Origin of the sequence: Enterococcus haemoperoxidus ATCC BAA-382, assembly GCF_000407165.1 — a bacterium.
Taxonomy (GTDB): domain Bacteria; phylum Bacillota; class Bacilli; order Lactobacillales; family Enterococcaceae; genus Enterococcus_L; species Enterococcus_L haemoperoxidus.
In genome coordinates this window covers 2,250,216-2,271,348 of the sequence record NZ_KE136479.1, presented here as the reverse complement: position 1 = coordinate 2,271,348, position 21,133 = coordinate 2,250,216, and the positions used below count along the sequence as shown (strand labels likewise).

Annotated in this window: 20 protein-coding genes; 18 read left to right on the top strand and 2 right to left on the bottom strand. The window is 35.9% G+C overall.

The genetic code is table 11. The features are described 5' to 3' along the window. Positions 1–17: 17 nt before the first annotated feature. Complete coding sequence (locus I583_RS10455) at positions 18–1,004, top strand: LacI family DNA-binding transcriptional regulator (protein ID WP_010760509.1); 987 nt, start codon at positions 18–20, stop codon at positions 1,002–1,004. 23 nt (positions 1,005–1,027) lie between these two features. Here I583_RS10455 and I583_RS10450 read toward each other — a convergent pair whose 3' ends face one another. Beyond that, positions 1,028–2,053 carry an immunoglobulin-like domain-containing protein gene (locus I583_RS10450; RefSeq protein WP_010760510.1) on the bottom strand — a complete coding sequence of 342 codons (1,026 nt, stop codon included), beginning with the start codon at positions 2,051–2,053 and terminating at the stop codon, positions 1,028–1,030. Positions 2,054–2,293: 240 nt separating this feature from the next. Between I583_RS10450 and I583_RS10445 the strand changes: the two genes are divergently transcribed. From I583_RS10445 to recR, 5 genes are all read left to right on the top strand, one after another. Further along, positions 2,294–3,787, top strand: a complete 1,494-nt coding sequence (locus tag I583_RS10445; protein ID WP_010760511.1) for an AcpB/EbpR/MafR family transcriptional regulator — start codon at positions 2,294–2,296, stop codon at positions 3,785–3,787. Positions 3,788–3,906: 119 nt separating this feature from the next. Continuing rightward, a complete protein-coding gene (locus I583_RS10440) occupies positions 3,907–4,185 on the top strand; it encodes a YiaA/YiaB family inner membrane protein (protein ID WP_010760512.1) in 279 nt (92 codons plus the stop codon). A gap of 134 nt (positions 4,186–4,319) precedes the next feature. Next, positions 4,320–6,074: a DNA polymerase III subunit gamma/tau gene (gene dnaX, locus I583_RS10435; protein WP_010760513.1), complete on the top strand. Its 1,755-nt coding sequence runs from the start codon at positions 4,320–4,322 to the stop codon at positions 6,072–6,074. Positions 6,075–6,089: 15 nt separating this feature from the next. Then, complete coding sequence (locus tag I583_RS10430; RefSeq protein WP_010760514.1) at positions 6,090–6,404, top strand: YbaB/EbfC family nucleoid-associated protein; 315 nt, start codon at positions 6,090–6,092, stop codon at positions 6,402–6,404. Positions 6,405–7,798: 1,394 nt separating this feature from the next. Beyond that, a complete protein-coding gene (gene recR / locus I583_RS10420; RefSeq protein ID WP_010760516.1) occupies positions 7,799–8,395 on the top strand; it encodes a recombination mediator RecR in 597 nt (198 codons plus the stop codon). Between the two features lie 61 nt (positions 8,396–8,456). Here recR and I583_RS10415 read toward each other — a convergent pair whose 3' ends face one another. Further along, positions 8,457–9,131, bottom strand: coding sequence for an O-methyltransferase (locus I583_RS10415; protein WP_244264869.1), 675 nt, complete (start codon positions 9,129–9,131; stop codon positions 8,457–8,459). Positions 9,132–9,394: 263 nt separating this feature from the next. Here I583_RS10415 and I583_RS10410 point away from each other — a divergent pair, with 263 nt between their 5' ends. The 12 genes from I583_RS10410 to I583_RS10355 all read left to right on the top strand — a co-directional run bounded on the left by I583_RS10410 (position 9,395) and on the right by I583_RS10355 (position 21,038). Then, positions 9,395–11,137, top strand: a complete 1,743-nt coding sequence (locus I583_RS10410) for an LPXTG cell wall anchor domain-containing protein (protein WP_010760518.1) — start codon at positions 9,395–9,397, stop codon at positions 11,135–11,137. A gap of 165 nt (positions 11,138–11,302) precedes the next feature. Next, positions 11,303–11,947 carry a dTMP kinase gene (gene tmk, locus I583_RS10405; RefSeq protein ID WP_010760519.1) on the top strand — a complete coding sequence of 215 codons (645 nt, stop codon included), beginning with the start codon at positions 11,303–11,305 and terminating at the stop codon, positions 11,945–11,947. Between the two features lie 14 nt (positions 11,948–11,961). Beyond that, complete coding sequence (locus tag I583_RS10400; protein WP_010760520.1) at positions 11,962–12,291, top strand: cyclic-di-AMP receptor; 330 nt, start codon at positions 11,962–11,964, stop codon at positions 12,289–12,291. Position 12,292: 1 nt separating this feature from the next. Further along, positions 12,293–13,243 (top strand): DNA polymerase III subunit delta', encoded by a 951-nt coding sequence (gene holB, locus I583_RS10395; protein WP_010760521.1) that lies wholly within the window; start codon positions 12,293–12,295, stop codon positions 13,241–13,243. Positions 13,244–13,257: 14 nt separating this feature from the next. Continuing rightward, the gene (locus I583_RS10390; RefSeq protein WP_010760522.1) at positions 13,258–14,097 is read left to right on the top strand and encodes a PSP1 domain-containing protein; all 840 of its coding nucleotides are present in this window, start codon (positions 13,258–13,260) and stop codon (positions 14,095–14,097) included. Then, positions 14,090–14,437 (top strand): DNA replication initiation control protein YabA, encoded by a 348-nt coding sequence (locus I583_RS10385; RefSeq protein WP_010760523.1) that lies wholly within the window; start codon positions 14,090–14,092, stop codon positions 14,435–14,437. Before I583_RS10390 ends, I583_RS10385 begins: the two co-directional genes overlap by 8 nt. An 86-nt stretch (positions 14,438–14,523) precedes the next feature. Continuing rightward, positions 14,524–15,390 carry a 16S rRNA (cytidine(1402)-2'-O)-methyltransferase gene (rsmI, locus tag I583_RS10380; protein WP_010760524.1) on the top strand — a complete coding sequence of 289 codons (867 nt, stop codon included), beginning with the start codon at positions 14,524–14,526 and terminating at the stop codon, positions 15,388–15,390. Positions 15,391–15,651: 261 nt separating this feature from the next. After that, complete coding sequence (locus tag I583_RS10375; protein WP_010760525.1) at positions 15,652–16,869, top strand: ammonium transporter; 1,218 nt, start codon at positions 15,652–15,654, stop codon at positions 16,867–16,869. Positions 16,870–16,880: 11 nt separating this feature from the next. Further along, positions 16,881–17,222 (top strand): P-II family nitrogen regulator, encoded by a 342-nt coding sequence (locus I583_RS10370; RefSeq protein WP_010760526.1) that lies wholly within the window; start codon positions 16,881–16,883, stop codon positions 17,220–17,222. A gap of 131 nt (positions 17,223–17,353) precedes the next feature. Next, positions 17,354–18,331, top strand: a complete 978-nt coding sequence (locus I583_RS10365; protein WP_010760527.1) for an HD domain-containing protein — start codon at positions 17,354–17,356, stop codon at positions 18,329–18,331. 43 nt (positions 18,332–18,374) lie between these two features. Further along, the gene (dinB, locus tag I583_RS10360; RefSeq protein ID WP_010760528.1) at positions 18,375–19,511 is read left to right on the top strand and encodes a DNA polymerase IV; all 1,137 of its coding nucleotides are present in this window, start codon (positions 18,375–18,377) and stop codon (positions 19,509–19,511) included. A gap of 108 nt (positions 19,512–19,619) precedes the next feature. Next, positions 19,620–21,038, top strand: a complete 1,419-nt coding sequence (locus tag I583_RS10355; RefSeq protein WP_010760529.1) for a cryptochrome/photolyase family protein — start codon at positions 19,620–19,622, stop codon at positions 21,036–21,038. Positions 21,039–21,133: the final 95 nt, after the last annotated feature.

Here is a 21,133-nt window from a genome sequence, read left to right as displayed (position 1 = left end):
ATAAGGCAGGTGAAAAGATGGCAACGATCAAAGATATCGCAAAATTAGCAGGAGTTTCGCCAGCTACCGTTTCTAGAGTACTGAACTATGATCCAGATTTATCTGTCGGAATCGAAACTAAGCAAAAAGTCTTTGAAGCGGCAGAAGAGTTAAATTACACGAAACATAAAAAAAATACAAAAACTGCTAAGGGTAAAATCATGTTGGTTCAATGGTACGACGAAGTCGAAGAGTTAGAAGATATTTATTATCTCTCTATTCGTTTAGGTATTGAGAAGAAGGCAGAAGAATTGGGGCTCGAGCTGATTAAACGTTCTTTAGAAGAGCTAGATCATGAGCAAGTAGATGGTATTCTTGCTTTAGGGAAGTTTACTAAAGAGCAAGCTGATTCTTTAGTTGAAATGAATGCCAATTTATTATTTGTGGATTTTGACGCATTGGATTTAGGCTATAATTCTTTAGTCATTGATTTTTATCAAAGCATGTCATCTGTTTTAAACTATCTTATCCAGCATGACCATCAAGAAATCGGTATAATTGCTGGGGAAGAATATACTCGAGGAAGTCACGAGTTACTTGAAGATAAACGGTTACTAATTTTTAAAGAGATGTTGGCACAAAAAAAGTTGCTTAATGAAGCATACATCTTAAAAAGTCCGTTTACTGTTTCTTCTGGTTATGAATTGATGAAACAATTTTTGAGCCAACATCCAAATGATTTTCCAAGTGCTTTTTTTGCTTCCAGTGATGCTTTGGCAGTAGGTGCTCTAAAAGCGATTCAGGAAGTAGGCTTACGGGTGCCAGAAGATATTTCAGTGATTGGTTTTAACGATATCAGTGTAGCAAAATATGTTAGTCCCCCGTTGACAACAATAAAAATTCATACGGAATGGATGGGAGAACTGGCTGTTGAGACGATTCTTTCAATCATTCATGAACAAGCGCCTGTAGCAAGAAAAATAACGATTGCCACAGAACTTATAGAAAGAGCATCAACGAGATAAGTCCTCGTTGATGCTCTTTTAAACTATTTATAAGCAATCACAAATAAGTTGATATCATCATTAACACAACTTTGTAAGGTGATACGTTCTCCTCCACCGGTGCCTACTGTAAGATCCCAATAGTTGGTTCCTGTTCCTACTTCAGTTCCATAGTCATCTAATTGTAACAATGTACGAACTGTGTAAGTTGTAGGTGCACCATTTGCGTCGGTTACAACAATTTGACTGCCTGCTCCTAGTGAGAAAACAGTAGAGAATACACCTGGATTGTGGCCGATAAAATGTGTGTTTTGTCCATCATCGCCAGATTGAACAGCTGCACCGCCCCATGTTGAGGCAACACCCCCAGGATTTGAATCAATTACACTTTGGCCACTCCCTTGTCCGCCATTTTGATAAGGAATCGTTTGACCGTTTAGAGTAAGCGTCATTGCGCTATATGAAGGCTCTGCTGGAGCGGCGGGTGCACTGATAGGTGCAGCTTGATCTGTAGCTGTTTCAATAGGCGTAGGAGCTTCTTCTACAGGCGTTTGTTCCACGATTGGCGTAGTTGTTGGTTCACTCTTTGGAACAATGTGGAATGTTCTATCTGCAGCACCAGTATTTCCGCTAGTATCAGTAGCTGTAAAATGTATAGTTTGTGTACCTACAACGGAGGTATCTAGCGTTTGATTTGCGGTTACTTTTTCTGTGACATCTCCATCTTTATTGTCAGTAGCAGTGACTTCTTCATAGATATTAACTTGAGCATTTTGTTCAACAGTTTCTTCAGGTACATTTATCGTTGGTGCAACAGTATCTTTAGTGGCATTCACGGCAACAATTTTTTCTTTCGCTTGTTTTTGCTTTACAGGAGTTGCTAGTTTAACTAATTCTTTGTCTGTTGGCACGTTTTTAACTAAAGTAACGTTCGCTTTTTTTGTTGCACTATTATTGTTGTTTGCTCTATTGGATGCGTCAGTGAAAATATAGCCGCCAATAAATAAAGTAATGCCTAAAATGCTGATGAAGCCAATGAGAATGGTGTGTTTAATTGTGTTTTTTTTCATGTAGAACCCCTCCAAAAATTGTGGTGAGATTTTCCATTTATCGATAAATTTTAAATCCGCGCTTTTATATTTTTATAATAAGACCCACTTTTAAATAAACCAATTGAGTTGCGCTTTGGTTTAGTTCAAAAAAGGGTAGGAAGATGCTATAATTATTGTTAGATAGGGATTTCTTCAAAAAAATCTTAACTACTGGAAAAATTTGAAGAAAAATAAAAAAAGGTGAAAAGAGGAGACAAAATGGAAAGATTATTATCACCATCTATGCATCGAAGAGTCTTGTTGTTGAACTTGTTAAATGGACCAAAAAGCTGGGTCACCTCGGATTATTTAGCTGAAAGTATCAATTGCTCAAAAAAAACGATCATGTTGGATTGTCAGTACATAGAAGATCGCTGGTCAGATTATCTGACGATAGAAACGTCAAGAAAACATGGTATTCGTTTGATCACTTCGCCACATCGTTCAATTCATGAAATTTATATTGAAATTATGCAAGAGTCAAATGCTTTTTCCTTATTAGAGTCAATTTTTTTTGATCCCATGCAGCCTGCATCATTCTGGGAGAAAAATTTATTTTTAAGCAATTCTAGTTTATATCGTTTGTCCAATATAATTAGTTCAGCGTTAAAAGATCGCAATATTCAAATGAGTCGTTCACCTTATTTTGTTCATGGTAAAGACGAACGACAGATTCGCTATTTTTTTACTTGCTATTTTATTGAGGTATATGGAATTCGAGAATGGCCCTTTCATCTAGATCGAGAGAAGGTCTTTAGGTTGTCGAATAAGATCAATAAAAAATTCGAACTAGAATTGAATGATAGTCAAATCGTCCATTTAGCGTATTCAATTGCTGTTACTATTATTAGAGAAAGACAAGGATTTTTGATTCAAAATAGAAAAGATCCAATCAATAGCTTTGTAAAAACGACGATTGATGTGAAGAAGTATCAAGCTGATGTAGAAGAGATTGCAGCACCATTAAATGTCGTTCTTCCTGATAATTGGTATGAAGATTTTTGTTATTCTATTTTTTGGTGGGATTTTGGTTGGGATAATGAACAGGAGAAGTTAAATGTTATTCATCAAGCGGAAAATTTGGTAACGACAATTAAAGAAGCACTTTCTATCTCTATTTCAGAACAAAGTAGAGTAAGTATTGTTCGTTTGATCGAGTACATCTATGCAAAACACAAGATGTTTCCCTATAAAAAATTTATGGTCTATGATCGTTACTTATATTCTAGCCGAGCAATCAAACAGAACTTTATTGTTTTTACAGAGGTTGTCAAAAAAGCATTAGGTGTGTTGGAAGATAAAATGAAATTCCCATGGAAAAGTATGTATTTAGATAGTATTCTTCATGAAATGGCAATCCGTTGGCAAGACCTTAGCAAACTTACAGATGAAATGAGGCATCAATTATCTGTTTTGGTTTTGAGCGATTTGGGGAAGGAGCATGCTCAGTTACTGAGTTCTGTTCTGAAAGAAAACTTTCGAAACAAGGTTAATCTTTTTGTCCAAGAGAGTCATTTTTATGATCAGCTAGTGGTCGGATCTGGTCAAAATTATGATTTGTATGTGTCAAATTATGCAATTGAAACGGTAGCAGAAGAGGTCAACATGATTGTAGAAGACATCCCGTCATTTAAAAATATTACGGACCTACGAAAATATATCGATAAAAGACGATTAGTTTTGCCTAAAGATATTGCTTATTTAAATGTTTGATCTGTTATTTGAATTAATTCTCCAATTTAATTATTTTTTTGAAATTAAAATAATGATTGTCATTTAATAAATAGTAATGTTATACTAAAAAAGTATTATTATATTTAAAGGAGAGAATTATGAAAAAGAAAGCATACAGAAACACACCTGCATTTGTCTTTCTAAGTTGGGGATCATTTGCCTTTTTCGTGGCATTGATGTTGATTGGGTTATACACATTAAAAGAGCCGTTAATGGTTAAAGGCTACTATTTGATGGGATCAGTTGGATTGATTTCTTCCTCTTTTACACTTTCAAAAGTGATCAGAGACAATCAAGAAGACGAAGAACGTTACAATCAAATGTTCCGAGCGAACGATGGAGTAATAAAAAAAGAAGAAACAGATACTCATATTTAATAAATAAAGAAAGTCCTGACAGGAGTCGGGGCTTTTTTTGAAAGAATTTTTTAATGAGTTCGCTTTTTTTAATGCCTTATCCATAAAAATCACGTATAATAGAATATAGTGAAATTTCGAGGGAGGGGTAAATTATGGCTTATCAAGCTTTGTATCGTGTTTGGCGTTCACAGCGTTTTGATGATGTTGTTGGACAAAAAGCAATCACGCAGACGTTAAAAAATGCGATCATCCAAAAGAAAACCTCACATGCCTATTTGTTTACCGGCCCAAGAGGAACAGGAAAGACAAGTGCGGCGAAAATTTTTGCTAAAGCAATCAACTGTAAACATAGCGTAGATGGAGAACCGTGTAATGAATGTGAAACCTGTGTTGCAATCACAGAAGGACGTTTGAATGATGTAATCGAGATCGATGCGGCGAGCAATAACGGGGTAGAAGAAATTCGTGATATCCGTGATAAAGCAAAATACGCGCCGACACAAGCTGAATACAAAGTGTATATCATCGATGAAGTACATATGTTGTCGACAGGGGCGTTTAATGCGTTATTAAAGACATTAGAAGAACCACCACAAAATGTTATTTTTATTTTAGCGACAACAGAGCCACATAAGATTCCGTTAACGATTATTTCAAGAACGCAACGTTTTGATTTTAAACGAATCAGTACACAAGATATTGTGGATCATCTAGGCTATATTCTAAAACAGATCGATGTTGATTTTGAAGAGCAGGCTTTATATGTAATCGGACGAGCGGCTGAAGGCGGGATGCGGGATGCTTTAAGTATTTTGGATCAGACGATTTCATTTAGCGATGAAAAAGTTACATTAAAAGATGCGATGCAAGTAACTGGTAGTTTAACGTATGAAATGATGGATCACTATATTTCAAGCTGTGTAACAGGTGACGTTGAACAAGCATTAGAACAATTAGAGACTATTCTTAGCTCTGGTAAAGAGGCACGAAGATTTTTAGAAGATTTGTTATTATATTGTCGTGATTTACTTATGTTTCAGCAAGCACCAAATCTTTTAGCAGAAAAAGTCGGAAATCTAACAGAAAAATTCAAAGAAATAGCAGGTCAAACTGCAGCTGAGAAAATTTACCAATTGATCCAAATTTTAAGTGATACTCAAAATGATATCCGCTTTACGAACAATGCGAATATTTATCTAGAAGTAGCAACTGTTAAGCTGGCAAAAAATGTAAAAAAAACAGTAGAAATATTGGATGAGGTACAACCAATCTCAACAGCTGAGATCAGCGGATTACAGCAGCAAATCGAACAGTTGCAAAAAGAATTAACAGAGTTGAAGAAAACTGGTGTTGTGGCCAAAGAAGCGGAACCTGTTAAAGCAGTACGAGCTACAAGTAGTAAAAATGCATTACGGATTCCAACTGAGCTTGTGTACAAAGTGTTGAATGAAGCGACAAAAGATCATTTATTGAACGTAAAAAATGTTTGGGATGATTTATTGCAAATGATGTCTGTGACCCAAAGAGCTATGCTCAAAGCAAGTGAGCCAGTTGCAGCTAGTCCAAATGGTATAGTCATTGCATTTGAGTATGAAATCGTCTGTGGCCGAGCCATGGAAGATGAGGAAATGCAGTTAGCAGTTCATAATAATTTAAGCCGTTTGGTGAACAATTATGCACCAGATATGGTTTGTATCACAAAAGAAAGCTGGCCAAAGCTACGCCAGTCATTTATCAGTCAAAATAAAGAAACACCGGGAGATCCAGCAAATGAAGATCGACCTATTAGTAATGAAGAAAATCATTTACTGACAGAAGAAGAACCGGCAGCACAAGTAAACAATCAAGTAGTAGACGAAGCGATCGCGATGTTTGGCGAAGCGCTTGTTGAAGTAATAAACGATTAAGAGGAGACGATAGTTATGATGCGAGGCATGGGAAATATGCAAGGAATGATGAAACAAGTCCAAAAAATGCAAAAAGATATGGAAAAAGCACAAGCGGAATTAAATGTGCGTGAATTTGTTGGTGAAGCAACAAATCAATTAGTAACAGCCACTTTTACTGGTGATCGTAAAATGAAAGACATCTCGATCAAAGAAGATGTTGTGGACCCAGAAGATGTAGAAATGCTGCAAGATCTTGTGATCATGGCAGTAAATGATGCATTGACGAAAGTAGAAAAAGAAACTGAAGCAACTATGGGGAAATATGCTAAAGGAATGCCTGGATTTTAGGACAGGGAATAGCGATAAATGAAGTTGAGATAAATGCTGTTCAAGCATTTGTCTCGGCTTTTTTTTGACTTTAGAATAAAAACTAATCAGCTTCTTTTAAATAGTTAGAAATTTTCTTTAGATGATCGATTAATTTATTGAACGGTTTGTCCCAGCTTGTTGGATTAAATAGTCTTCAGTTGTTTTAATAGCTTCACGCATTAGGTATGTAAGGAAGAAGACCTGTAGCCAAAGACATGGCTGAGTGCACTGTAAAGATGATATTTAACAGACGTTTGTATAAATTGAATAGTTCTCGTACAGGATTAATCGCAACAACAGGAGCAGGATTTACGGGAACCGTTTATCATCAGTAGAAAGGTGATAGGATGAAGGTATTTAAATCAAAAAAAATTTATTCGTAATGGTTATAGTAATAGTATTCTCAATATTTTTATACAAGTATCTACGTCTCTTTCATGCAGAAATCTTCCCAGTTGATAATAAATTTATTATCATAAATGAGTCGTCACATGAAATCAAAGATGTAATGATATATCAAAGTTTAACAGTATCTGAATCCAACTTGACAATTACTTCAAATGATACACTTCTTGTAAGTTGTCCTAAGTTAAAAGTTGGGGATAAAAAAACGTTGTATTATGATAAGGCAATACCTAGTGATGGAAATCTTGTTCTAGTATATAAAACAAGTGAAGGAAAGCAGAAGTATAAATTTAGTAGTGAATATCTTCCTTATGGTACAAGATGGAGTAAAACGGAGTTTATCACTACTGAGCATGATAATTTTTTCGAGTAAATAGTATTATTTAGATAGTCTTTTCAAAAAAGGAAAGGCTATTTTTATTATTGCTCATGGAAATTTGGAGGATTGATTAAGAAAAAAATAGTTGAAATGGTCTATAGTAGTAAATTATTTGTTGCCTTAGTTAGTAATATATTAATGTGATGCTTAATGATTTTTAATGGTGTTGAAAATACCAACTATATCGAATAAGGATAATAATTACTTTTTATAGAACGAAAAGCTATCTTAAAAAGGAAGCTTTTTTATTTTTAACTGAAAGGTGTGGTAAAATGAAAACCATAACTATAAAAGATATTGAGAGCTATGGTTTTAACTAAACACAAGCAAGAAGAATTTTCTGAAGTGCAAAGGAATATACATTGGTAGAAAAAGGTTGTAACTTAGAATTACGTAAAAAATGAAAAAGAGAAAGACAATCAGCTTAGACATGAGAATGCTAAAATAACTATGCGTTACTATCTCGATAAAATACAAGAAAATGACACGAATGGACTTGAATTATATTCATTGTTTTGTTACCCTGTTTGTTACCTTAACAAAAGAATCATTCTGTGGATGCTTGTTATGAAAGGAATTGTTAGAAATTATGCATTATCCAGAACCCATCGCCAAACTAGTTGAAAGCTACATGAAATTGCCAGGAATCGGCCAAAAAACGGCTGTTCGTTTAGCTTTTTATACATTAGATATGAAAGAAGAAGACGTAAATGCATTTGCCAAAGCGTTGATCAGTGTAAAACGTGATTTGCACTTTTGTAGTATTTGCGGCAACATTACGGAGGAAGATCCTTGTGAAATTTGCCAAGATACAACGAGGGATCGTAGTATTATTTTAGTAGTCGAAGAACCTAAAGATGTTATGGCAATGGAGAAAATGCGTGAGTATCATGGGTTGTATCATGTTCTTCACGGTGTATTATCACCGATGGAAGGGACTGGTCCGGAAGATATCAATATTGCTTCATTGATCCAAAGGCTACATGATGATGAAGTCAAAGAAGTAATCATCGCAACCAACGCTACAACAGAAGGTGAAGCCACAGCAATGTATCTTTCTCGTTTGATTAAACCGGCTGGAATCACTGTCACAAGGTTGGCTCATGGCTTGTCTGTTGGTAGTGATATTGAATACGCAGATGAAGTGACATTACTTAAAGCCGTAGAAGGACGTCGTGAACTTTAAAAGAATAGAAAACAGCTTCAGTTATGTGGACGACGCATAACTGAAGCTGTTTTTTTATTCTTTATTTTTCAACAATACTAATAGTAAAACCATCGTAACCTTTTACACCAACGGTTTCTATAGCAGTCGAAGTCAATCTTGAAGAATTGCTCAAATCATCCACAAAAGATCGGACGCCATTCACTCTTCCATCAGAACTAGTTGTATCAATAACAGCACCATCCCGCACAACATTGTCACCAATGATAATAGTACCAGGACGTGCGAGTTGTAGTGCATATTTCAAATAAACGGAGTTATTTTCTTTATCTGCATCAATAAAAATTAAATCGAAAGCAGGTGTCTGAGCTTGTACCATTTTTTCTAAGCTGTCAGAAGCTGCACCTACTAAAATGTTCGTTTTATCAGAAACACCTGCAAGAGCTAAATTTTCTTTCGCCACTTCAGCATGTTTTGTGTCAAATTCAAGTGAGATTACTTCTCCATCGTGACTTAACGCTTTCGCAAACCAAAGTGTACTGTACCCACCAAGTGTGCCAATTTCTAAAATACGCTTTGCTCCTTTGATTTTCGCAAGAAGATACAAAAATTTCCCTTGAGAAGGGGATACGTCATGAGGAGGTAACTGGTATTTTTGGTTATTAGCCAAAATTTGATCAAAAATAGGATCATTCTCAACCAGTTTTTCAATAAAATAATCATCAACTGCTGCAAATAATTTGTCCAAATAAATCACTCCCAGTTTTTATTGGTGTTTCTACAGTGATTATAGCATGTTTAAAATACTAGGAATACAATGTTTTATGCCTAAACTAAATGAAGATATACTATAGATGTTTTTATAATTTGTTTTTTTAATAAAATAAATACATTATATGCTTTTTATTGTTTTATAATTAATGTTATAAGTGGAATTCGTTTTCATTTGATTTAAAATAAGAAAGAAAATATATTTTTGGAATGAAAATGATAGAAAACTAGATGACAGGGAGATGTAAAATGGGAAAAAAGTATAATAAACTAGGGATGACTTTTATTTTTATTGTCACTTTATTTTTTGCTTTGATTAGTTCAGTTGTGTTTTTCGAAACAAACGCTCAAGGAAAAGAACTGGATGATGTGATTCAAAATGTGAAAATCACCAATGAAAAGGGAGAAGATCAAACCTCATTTAAATCATGGGATATTATTCAGGTTCATATGGACTGGAGTATTCCAAATGGAAGTGCCAAAGCAGGGGATACAACATTGATCGAGCTGCCTGATGCATTAGATTTGGTAAATAGTTTGTCTTTTGATGTGCTGGATGAAAATGGCTCGGTTGTAGCCACTGCTGTTGCGGACAAAGGCTCAAAAACAGTCTTATTAACCTATACTGATTTTGTTGAAACGCATTCCAATGTTAAAGGAACGTTGCAATTTTTAACCCGTTTCGATAAACAGATGATCGATGAATATGGTACGATCAAACTTGTTTTTCCTATCAACAAAACAACTGAAGTGTCTACTGAAATAGAAGTGGAAGAAGCAACCGATGATCCAAATGAAGTCATCAATAAATGGTCTTGGTTCTCATCAGATTCGCGTACACTGTATTGGGAAGTTCGAGTAAACGCTAGTGGACAGGAATTTCCTAACGCTGTAGTTACAGATACATTTAAAACGGATAACTATACGTTAGTTCCGGGATCGATTAAAGTAACGTCAGCAGAATTTCCAGATGCTGATAAAGGCATTTTTGATAATCCAGTGAATAAAACAGATATTACAGATCAAGTAACAATCAAGTATCTGTCAAGTGGCTTTACGGTCGATTTTGGTGATATGCCTAAAGGAATCGGTTATCTTATTTCTTACGATACGACGATCGATCATCAAGTACAAGATCAAGAAGAATTTTCTAATCTTGCTACTTTAGAAAGTAATCAAGTAACAATCGATTCAAAAGAGTCTAAAACACAGTATTCCGATGGAAGTGGAACTGGAACAGGTGAAGTATTCACTATTCAACTATTGAAAATATCAGAGGAGGGTGCTGTTTTAGCAGGTGCTGAATTTGATGTCTATAAAGATTCAACTAACGAGCAAATTGGTCAAATCATCACGAATGAACAAGGTGTGGGGGAAATCACTAATTTACTACAGGAAGACTATACCTTGATAGAGACGAAAGCACCAATTGGTTTTATAATAGACACCACGCCGATTCATATTTCTTCAAGTGATTTTCAAAATAAAATAGCTTTAAAAAAAGTGATCAATAAAGCTGAAGCAGTCCGAGGGAGTGTCCAACTGCTAAAAATCGATCAAATGACGAAAGAAGCCTTAGCAGGTGTTGTATTTGAGCTTCAAGATCATAATGGAAATACACTTCAAACTGGATTTACGACAGATAAAAATGGTCAGCTGATCGTTCAAGATCTAGCACTTGGGAAATATCAATTTATTGAAACACAGGCTTTAACAGGCTATATTTCAACAAAAGAACCAATTCCTTTTGAAATTACGTCGGAACAAGCGGGACCATTAGAAGTCATCGTCGAAAATAAAAAAGCAGAAACACCTAAACCTCCACAAGATAGCAGTGAGAATAATCCTGTAGAGAAAAATAATAACAGTGTGCCAAAAGACAAGACCTTGCCTAAAGCTGGGGAAATCACTATGAATTATTTATTCTTCCTTGGCAGCCTTTGTTTGAGTACTATAGTTGTTATTCTTTTTAAAAAAAGTAAAAGAATGTAAGTAAGGCAAATAGAAAATATAAAACTGAGCTAAAGTCTATTAAAATTTAGCTCAGTTTTATATTTTATCAGGAAATTTTTAATAATAAGGAATTCAATTAGACTCATTGTAGTAGATAAAGTATAATAGATAAAAGGAATCAAAGTAAGTAAGGGGATTAGTAAAGTGCAAGGTATTTTTATAACGATCGAAGGACCAGATGGCGCAGGAAAGACAAGTGTATTGAATGAGTTATATCCAAGGCTGGATCTGGCAGCAGAAAGAAGCATTATTAAAACAAGAGAACCTGGCGGAATTCCCATTGCTGAGAAAATTCGTCAAATCATCCTAGACCCGAAAAATCAAGAGATGGATGAGCGGACAGAGGCGTTGCTTTATGCGGCTGCTAGACGTCAGCATTTGATGGAAAAGGTTTTGCCGGCTTTGGAAGAAGGTAAAATCGTTTTGTGTGACCGCTTCGTAGACAGTTCTTTAGCCTATCAAGGCGCAGGCCGACGGATTGGTGTTGAAGCAATAGCTACAATCAATGAATTTGCGATCGAAGGAACCGTACCTGACTTTACGATCTATTTAGATGTAGATTCAGATACAGGATTGAACCGAATCAAAAATCATCGCCAACAACAAATTGACCGATTAGATTCAGAGGGGCTTGAATTCCATCAACGAGTTCGCCACGAATATTTAAAATTAGTAGAAGAAAATCCAGAAAGAATTACCAAAATCGATGCCAGAATGAGTTTGGAAGATGTTGTTGAGGCAACCTTTCAAGCAATCGTAACCCGTTATCCAGAATACTTTAGAAAATAGGAAGGTGACCGAATATGAAAATTATTTTAGCGATTGTCCAAGACAAAGATAGTAACCGTTTAGCCAATGAATTTATTGATGCCAATATTCGTGCAACCAAACTTTCATCAACAGGTGGCTTTTTAAAAGCAGGAAACAGCACATTTATCGTCGGAATCGATGATGATCGTGTGGAAGAAGCATTGGAATTAATCAAAAAAACATGCCAGTCTCGTAAACAATACGTGTCAACTCCTGTAACACTAGATATTACGATGGATGGACAAGTCCCTTATCCTGTCGAGGTTGAGGTGGGAGGCGCAACAGTCTTTGTTCTTCCAGTAGAAGGATTCCATCAATATTAAGATGAATGAAGCACAAGTATTAAAGGAACAACAACCGTTGCTTTACCAGCAACTTCAAAAAAGTTTTGAGCATGGTCGTCTTGCCCATGCTTATCTTTTTGAAGGCGATACAGGAACTGGTAAAAAAGAATTTGGTTTATGGATGGCAAAACACATTTTCTGTACCAATCGAATAGATAACAATCCTTGTAATCAATGCAACAATTGCTTGAGGATCAATGAGAATGAGCATCCTGACGTATTACGAGTCGCTCCAGATGGCCAAACGATCAAGGTCGATCAAATCAGAGCATTGAAGGCAGAGTTCAGCAAAAGCGGTGTAGAGACGGCTCAGAAAGTTTTTCTGATTGAACAGGCAGATAAGATGAGTATTGGTGCAGCAAACAGCTTATTAAAATTTCTGGAAGAACCAGAAGGAAAAGTCTTAGCGATTTTAGAGACGACGTCGTTAGCAAAAATTTTACCAACGATCCAATCACGTTGTCAGGTCCTTCATTTTCAACCTTTAGTTAAAGAAAAACTAGTTCATGCTTTGATAGGATCTGGAATCAACAAAAATACAGCGATTCTTTTGGCAGAACTCACCAATAGTTTTGACAAAGCAGTTGAAATCTCTCAAGATGAATGGTTTAATGAAGCTAGGGAAATTACTCAACAGTGGTTTGATTACATGACAAAAGATGATTTGCAAGCTTTTGTCTACGTTCAAAAAAAGATGATTAAGGTCTTTAAAGAAAAAGATCAACAAGCGTTGAGTTTCGATTTATTACTTGCCTATTACCGTAAACAACTCACTGAAAGTGTAGCAACTGGTCAGCTCAAACGTGTGACAGAGCAACAGGCACAGCGAGTGGAACTGATTTTAAAAGCACGTCAAAAGTGGGAAGCGAATGTCAGCTTTCAAAGTGTTTGCGAGCAATTAGTAATACGAATGATTCACCCTAAAACATAAATAGGAGGATGAAAATGGTAGAAGTAGTAGGAGTTCGCTTCCGTGAAGCAGGTCATATCTATTATTTTGCTCCTGGAAAATCAGAGTATTTTTACAATGATAAAGTACTTGTGGAATCACAGCAGTCTAAACAGCTTGCCACAGTTGCGATACCGAAAAAATCTATTGATCCGGAAGATTTACCTGAGGAATTAAAACCCATTTTAAATAAAGCATCAGAAACAGATTTAGAAAAAGAACAAAAGAATGTAGATGATGCCAAAGCTGCATTAAGTGTGGCCAAAGAAAAAATCCGAGCACATGAATTAGAAATGAAATTGATTCGTGTTGAATATACGTTTGACCGCAGCAAGATGGTTTTTTATTTTACAGCAGATGGTCGAATCGACTTTCGTGAGCTAGTCAAAGATTTAGCAGCAATTTTCCGTACGAGGATTGAATTGCGTCAAATCGGTGTCAGAGACGAAGCGAAGATTTTAGGTGGGATCGGTCCGTGTGGTAGACAGTTATGCTGTTCGACTTTTTTAGGTGACTTTATGCCAGTATCGATCAAAATGGCAAAAGATCAAGGCTTATCGTTGAATCCAGTAAAAATTTCTGGTTTATGTGGGCGCTTGATGTGTTGTTTAAAATACGAAAATGATGAATATGAAGCAGCGAAAAAAGAGTTACCTGATTACGGTAAAGATGTGATCACACCAGATGGAAAAGGCCGAGTAGTCGGTTTGAATTTATTGAGCCGTATCATCAAAGTCCGTTTAGTTGGACGTGAAATAGCAGTAGAATATGATTATGAAGAGATCAAAGAAGCAACACAAAAAGCTCAAGCCGAAAAAGGTGATCACAATGGATAAACGTTCTTTATACGATGGTCTGAGTTCTTTAGAGACGGATCTACAAGGAACTTTGGGACAATTATCAGAAATTAAAGAAGCACTTCACGAGTTAGTTGAAAAAAATACGACACTTGAAATCGAGAATCAACGCTTACGGGAACATTTGCAGGAATTGACTAAACTAGCCAGCGACTCAAATGATCCAGCTAAGCAGGAGTTATCTAAATCTCGAATGAATTTGGAAAAACTTTACGAAGAGGGGTTTCATGTCTGCAACATTTTATATGGTTCACGCCGTGAGAATGATGAAGAATGTGCATTTTGTTTAGATGTTATTTATGGTGAACGATACAAATAAATGTTAAACAAATCAAATTTAGAGGCTGTGACAAAATCTGTCTCAGCCTCTTTTGAGATTAACCGAAGCGCTGAAAAGGAGTAATTATGCAAAAACAAAAAAGTTTTGATTCATCTAGCATTGGGCAACTATATTTGGTGCCCACACCAATCGGAAACCTAGAGGATATGAGCTTTCGCTGTATTAATATCTTAAAAGAGGCAACGATCATTGCGAGTGAAGATACCAGAAATACGCAAAAATTACTAAATCACTTTGAGATCACAACTCCTCAAATTAGTTTTCATGAGCATAATTATAAAGAACGGATTCCACAGTTTATAGAACGTTTAGAGGCTGGTGAAATGATTGCTCAAGTCAGTGATGCGGGGATGCCTTCCATTAGTGATCCAGGTCATGAATTGGTTGAGGCATGTATCGAAGCTGGAATCAAAGTGATCGCTTTACCTGGACCGACAGCAGGAATCACAGCACTGATTGCTTCAGGACTGTCACCGCAGCCATTTACATTTTATGGCTTTTTACCTCGAAAGAAAAAAGAACAAATTGAGGTTTTAGATAAGTTAAAAACAGCAGTACCAACGCAAATTTTTTACGAATCACCTCATCGAATTGCCACAACAATAAAGCATTTTTCAGAAGTTTTTGGTGAAGAACGGAAGGCTGTGATTTGCCGTGAATTGACGAAGCTCCATGAAGAATATCTTCGTGGTACGTTGGCTGAATTGAGGGATTACTTGGCGGAACACACATTAAAGGGAGAATGCTGTATTTTAATCGAAGGGGCTGACGGAGCGGAATCAGCAGAAAATGTCGATTTAGAACTTTCGATCAAGGAACATATCGAAGTATTGATGAATACAGGAAGTTCTTCTAAAGAAGCAATCAAAGAAGTTGCTAAACTTCGCGGATTGAAAAAACAGGATGTCTATAAAGAGTTTCATGTAGATTAAATTGAATACTGGGAAATAAGCTGATGTCAAAAATCAGTTTATTTTTTTATCCCATAATTGGTTTGTTCGCTTGAGCTTGATAATATGTTGAAAGTGTTATATTGGTATAGATGTTATTTTTTATAACGCGAATTGTCAGAAAAATGAAATTATTTTACTTGATCAAGAGATTTTTACTAGGATAATTTAAAAAACGATGCTAAAATAACCGACAAAGCTAAAATGAAGGTTGGCTTAATTTTTGAATTGGAGGGGTTTGTTATGGAAGCAGGAAATATTGCATTTATCATGATTTGTTCTACGATGGTCTTTTTGATGACACCAGCTTTAGCATTTTTTTATGGCGGGTTAGAACGAAGAAAAAATATTCTCAACACAATGATGATGGTGATTTGCGTGATGGGATTGGCTTCAGTTCTTTGGATCATACTAGGTTATTCGATGTCTTTTAGTGGGGATAACTTATTTGTTGGTAACTTTGATAAGCTATTTTTTAATCAAGTTTCAATGACGAAAGGGGATAAGATTCCAGAAGGATTATTTGCTGGTTTTCAAATGATGTTTGCGTTGATTACTACAGCAATTATTACAGGTGCTGTGGTTGGGCGGATGCGTTTTTCTGCGATTTTTCTATTTATTGCTATCTGGTCGATCGTTGTGTATTACCCAATGGCCCATATGGTTTGGGGCGGAGGCTTTTTAGATGAAATAGGATCGATCGATTTTGCGGGGGGAAATGTGGTTCATATTAGTTCAGGGATTTCAGGGCTTGTACTAGCTATTGTTTTAGGGCAACGTCGTGAATATCGCCAAACAGAGTATCGTCCACATAACATACCGTTTGTTGTTTTAGGTGCTGGTTTACTTTGGTTTGGCTGGTTCGGGTTTAATGCTGGGTCTGCATTAGCAGCCGACGGGTTGGCGATCCACGCAATGCTTACGACAAATACAGCAGCCGCAAGCGGGATGCTTTCATGGATGCTGATTGAAAAATTGGCGATTGGAAAACCTACAGTAGTCGGTGCTTGTACAGGTGCTGTCGTGGGCCTAGTTGCGATTACGCCAGGTGCTGGTTTTGTTTCTCTTTGGAGTTCATTTGTTCTAGGCGCATTAGTCAGTCCGTTTTGTTATTATTTTATTTCATTTGTTAAACATAAATTTGGGTATGATGATGCACTTGATGCATTCGGTTGCCATGGTGTCGGTGGAATTTTTGGTGGGGTCATGACTGGACTATTTGCAGATCCTGCTGTTGGAGGTAAAACTGGATTGATCTATGGTGGAACGGAACTATTTGTGGCCCAAGTCGCTAGCATTGCTTTTACGATTGTATTTGCTGGGGTCGCTAGTTTTCTTATTATCAAAGGGATTCAATTATTCATGCCGATTCGAGTTTCTGCAAAAGAAGAAGCACTGGGATTGGATCGAATCGAACATGACGAAACAGCTTATCCGACATTTATGGGACTAGATTCATAGGAGGAAAACAGATGAAAAAAGTAGAAGCAATCATCCAGCAGGAAAAACTAGAAGAGCTGAAAGTTAAAATGGCTGATAGTTTTGAAGCACTAGGAATGACCGTAAGCCAAGTTTTAGGATTTGGAAACCAAAAAGGGTTAAAAGAATTTGTTCGTGGTCAAGAAATCATTACAACACTGTTGCCTAAAGTGAAAGTCAGTTTTGTTGTTTTAGACGAGGAAGTGGAAGAGATTATTTCTTTGATTTTGGCTATTTGCCAGACTGGAGAAGTAGGAGACGGTAAAATCTTCGTTTACAATGTAGAAGAAGCGATTCGGATTAGAACGGGTGAACGTGGCGCACAAGCAATATAAATTATTTTTACTTAAGGAGTAGAGCTGAAAGGGCACTATTCCTTTTTTTATTCAAATAAAATAAGTTGTAAATGAACAAACGTTCGTATATAATGTGTATAAAATATAGCTGATTTTTAAAGGAGAAAAAAATGATTGTTGAGGATGTTCTATATGGTTCATATGAAGTTGAAGAAGTTCTAGCAAGATTGATTTTATCAGAAGAGATTCAACGTTTAAAAGATGTTCATATGGCAGGACCAGCATTTTTGATTAATCCAACTTGGAATGAAACCAGATATGAGCATTCTATTGGTGTTATGTTGTTAATCAAAAGATTTGGTGGAACAATAGAAGAACAAATTGCAGGGCTGCTACATGATGTGTCTCATACCGCATTTTCACATGTGATCGATTTGGTTTTATCTAATAAAACAGACGATTATCATGAGCAAATCAAAGCACAATTGATTGAAGATTCTGCAATTCCTGCCTTATTAAACCAATATGGATTTGATTATCGGCAGATTTTATTTGATGACGAACAATGGGGATTATTGGAACAAAAAGCACCGTTACTATGTTTTGATCGGATTGATTATACCTTACGTGAAGTTTATCGCTATTTTTCCGTTCCATTACAAGAAATTCAGTATTTTTTGAATTCAATCAAAATCATTAAGAAGCAAATTGTTTTAGAGTCAGTTTATTGGGCTGATTGGTTTATAGAGCAGTATCGAAAAGTAGTAATCGACTTTTTTTATGATCCTCAAAACAGTTGCAGCTATGAGTGGATGTCAAAGGCAATCCAGCTTGGACTAGCAAATGAAGAAATTATCTTAGATGATTTGATGATGACAGATTCAGCTTTTCTCAAGAAGTTAAAATCAACAGGTTCAACTGAAATCCTGCAATTATTGGGCAATATGGATCATCCACCGGAATATCGGGTTTGTTCCAGTGAGGATGATTACGATATCCAGCAGCAAAAGAAAATAAGGTTTGTCGATCCCTTGGTAAGATTGCCTGATAAGATTGTTCCAGTATCAAAGGTTTCAAAAACGGCTCAGGTAAAGATTGATAAAATGCTTAATGAGAGTAAAAAGGGAATTTTTATTAAATTTGATTAAGGAATAAAAGTACACCGACCTAGTTGAAAGGAGGCTGGCGAGTATGATAAGTGAATTACGTTTTCCTTTAAAGAAGGATACTTCTCGTAAGATTATTCATATCGACATGGATGCTTTTTTTGCTTCTGTAGAAGAACGTGACCATCCAGAATTAGTCGGACACCCATTAGTGATCGCACGCCATCCAAGTGATACAGGTGGTAAAGGTGTTGTGACTACTGCAAATTATGAAGCGCGTAAATTCGGAATCCATTCTGCAATGAGCGCTCAAAAAGCGTATGAATTATGTCCAGATGCTATTTTTAAACCAGGAAATTATGAAAAATATTCTGAAATTTCTAAGCAAATTCGAGAGATTTTTCATCGCTATACAGATATTATCGAACCCGTTTCAATAGACGAGGCGTATTTAGATGTCACAACAAATAAAATCGATAGTAAATCAGCAATAAAGATTGCTAAATTGATTCAGTATGATATCTGGAACGAATTGCATTTAACTTGTTCAGCAGGTGTCAGCTACAACAAGTTTTTAGCAAAATTAGCGTCTGATTTTCAAAAACCTAAAGGTCTAACGGTTGTGATGCCAGATGATGCAGAAACTTTTTTAAAAGCTTTACCGATTGAAGCATTTCACGGAGTAGGAAAAAAAACAGTTCCTAAAATGCATGATTTAGGTATTTATACTGGGGAAGATCTTTATAAACAAGATGAGATGGAATTGATCCGTAATTTTGGTAAAATGGGGTATTCTCTTTATCGGAAAGTTCGTGGAATCCATGATTCACCGGTAAACATAACAAGAGACCGTAAATCTGTGGGCAAGGAGCATACATATGGAACACCGTTAACGACTGAAGCACAAGTAACTGCTCAATTAAGACAACTAGCACAACGAGTAGAAGAGTCGTTAGAGCGGGTCCAAAAACATGGAAAAACAGTCGTTTTAAAAGTTCGTTATGCTGATTATACAACAGTGACGAAACGTCGGACTCTGCCAGAATATATTTCAAAAAAAGAAGAATTATATTATCAAGCTAACTTGATTTGGGAGGAAATACTTGGTCTCGAACAAGGGATTCGGTTACTAGGGATAACGTTGACTAATCTTGATCCGATGGCTTATGAAAACATGGTATTGCCTTTATGGGAAAAGATACAGACTGAAGAGGACGAATAGCTTAAAGACTAATTTATGCTGATATTTTTAAATCAAACAGCTTTAAATTTTCGTGATAAATCAATATCTATGTTACGATTTATTCAGAAACACGAAAGGAAAAATTCAATGAGCAAAACAATTATGTGGTTTCGTAAAGACCTTCGTTTAGATGATAATACAGCATTTAATAAGATGCTAGAAGATAGTCATGATACAGAGGAACTAATTTGTCTTTTTCAATTGAATCCGTTGCAATTTTTAGAAGATAGTTACAATCATGATGCTTTTTTCTACACGTTATCAACATTTTATGAACATGCTAAAACAAATAATATAGAGCTCCATTTTTTATACGGGAATGTGGAAGAAAAATTTGCAGAATTAAAGAATGCTTTTCAAGATTGGAATACAGTATATTTCAATAAAGATGAACGTGGTTTCGGCAGAGAACGGGATCAGATAATGACTACTTTTTTTGAAAAGAACCAGATTCAAGTGTGTTCATTTCAAGATAGTCATATCCATGGTGTTGAAGAAATTAAAAAGCCAACAGGTGAAAGCTACAAAGTTTTTACACCTTATTTCAGAAAATGGCTAACAATGCCTAAACGAATGTATCAACGAACAACGAAGAATGATCGGTCATTTAAAAAGCTGAAGCACCCATTATTTGATGAGGGAAAAAAACACTTTAACCAGATTGTTGAAAAAATAGAATTACCCTTTGATTATGAATGTGGAGAAGTTGCAGCTGAGGCTTATCTGAAAGAATTTATAAAAAGTCACTTACATAATTATCAAAAAGGGAGAGACTATCCTTTTTCAAATCAAACAAGTAAACTATCAAGGTTTTTAAGAACAGGGGAATTATCCATTCGCAAAGTTTGGTATGCTCTAAATGCTGAACCAGATTCGGATGGTCGTCAAACATTTATCTCAGAACTATGCTGGCGTGATTTTTATAATATGATTTATTTTGAAAATCCTAAACAAAAAACACAAGAGATCAAAGAGAAATATCGACAACTGCAATGGAGTTATAATCGAGAATCGTTTGAGCGATGGAAAGAAGGAAAGACAGGTTTTCCAATCGTTGATGCTGGAATGAGACAGCTCAATCAAACGGGGTGGATGCATAACCGTTTGCGAATGATCGTGGCATCATTCCTGACGAAAGATTTAATGATTGATTGGCGGATGGGAGAAGAATATTTCCAGCAAAAATTAATCGATTATGATGCTGCAAGTAATATTGGTGGTTGGCAATGGGCAGCGTCTACAGGAACAGATGCAGTTCCTTACTTTCGAATATTCAATCCCACAACACAAAGTGAAAAATTCGATCCTCATGGAGAGTTTATCCGTCAGTTTATTCCAGAATTAAAAGATGTGCCAAATAAATATATTCATGAGCCAAGTAAGATGCCAGCGGAACTCCAAAATGCCATAAATGTTTCTATGGGTGAAGATTACCCTGATCCAATCGTTGATCATAGCAAAATTCGTTCAGAGATTCTTGCATTTTTCAAGACAGCTTCATCTTAGGATGAAAGAAAAAGTCAGTTAGTTTTGTTGCGCGCACTAAATTCGATTAAACAGCGAGAAAAAGTAGCTCCTAGAAATAAATTTCACCTTATTTC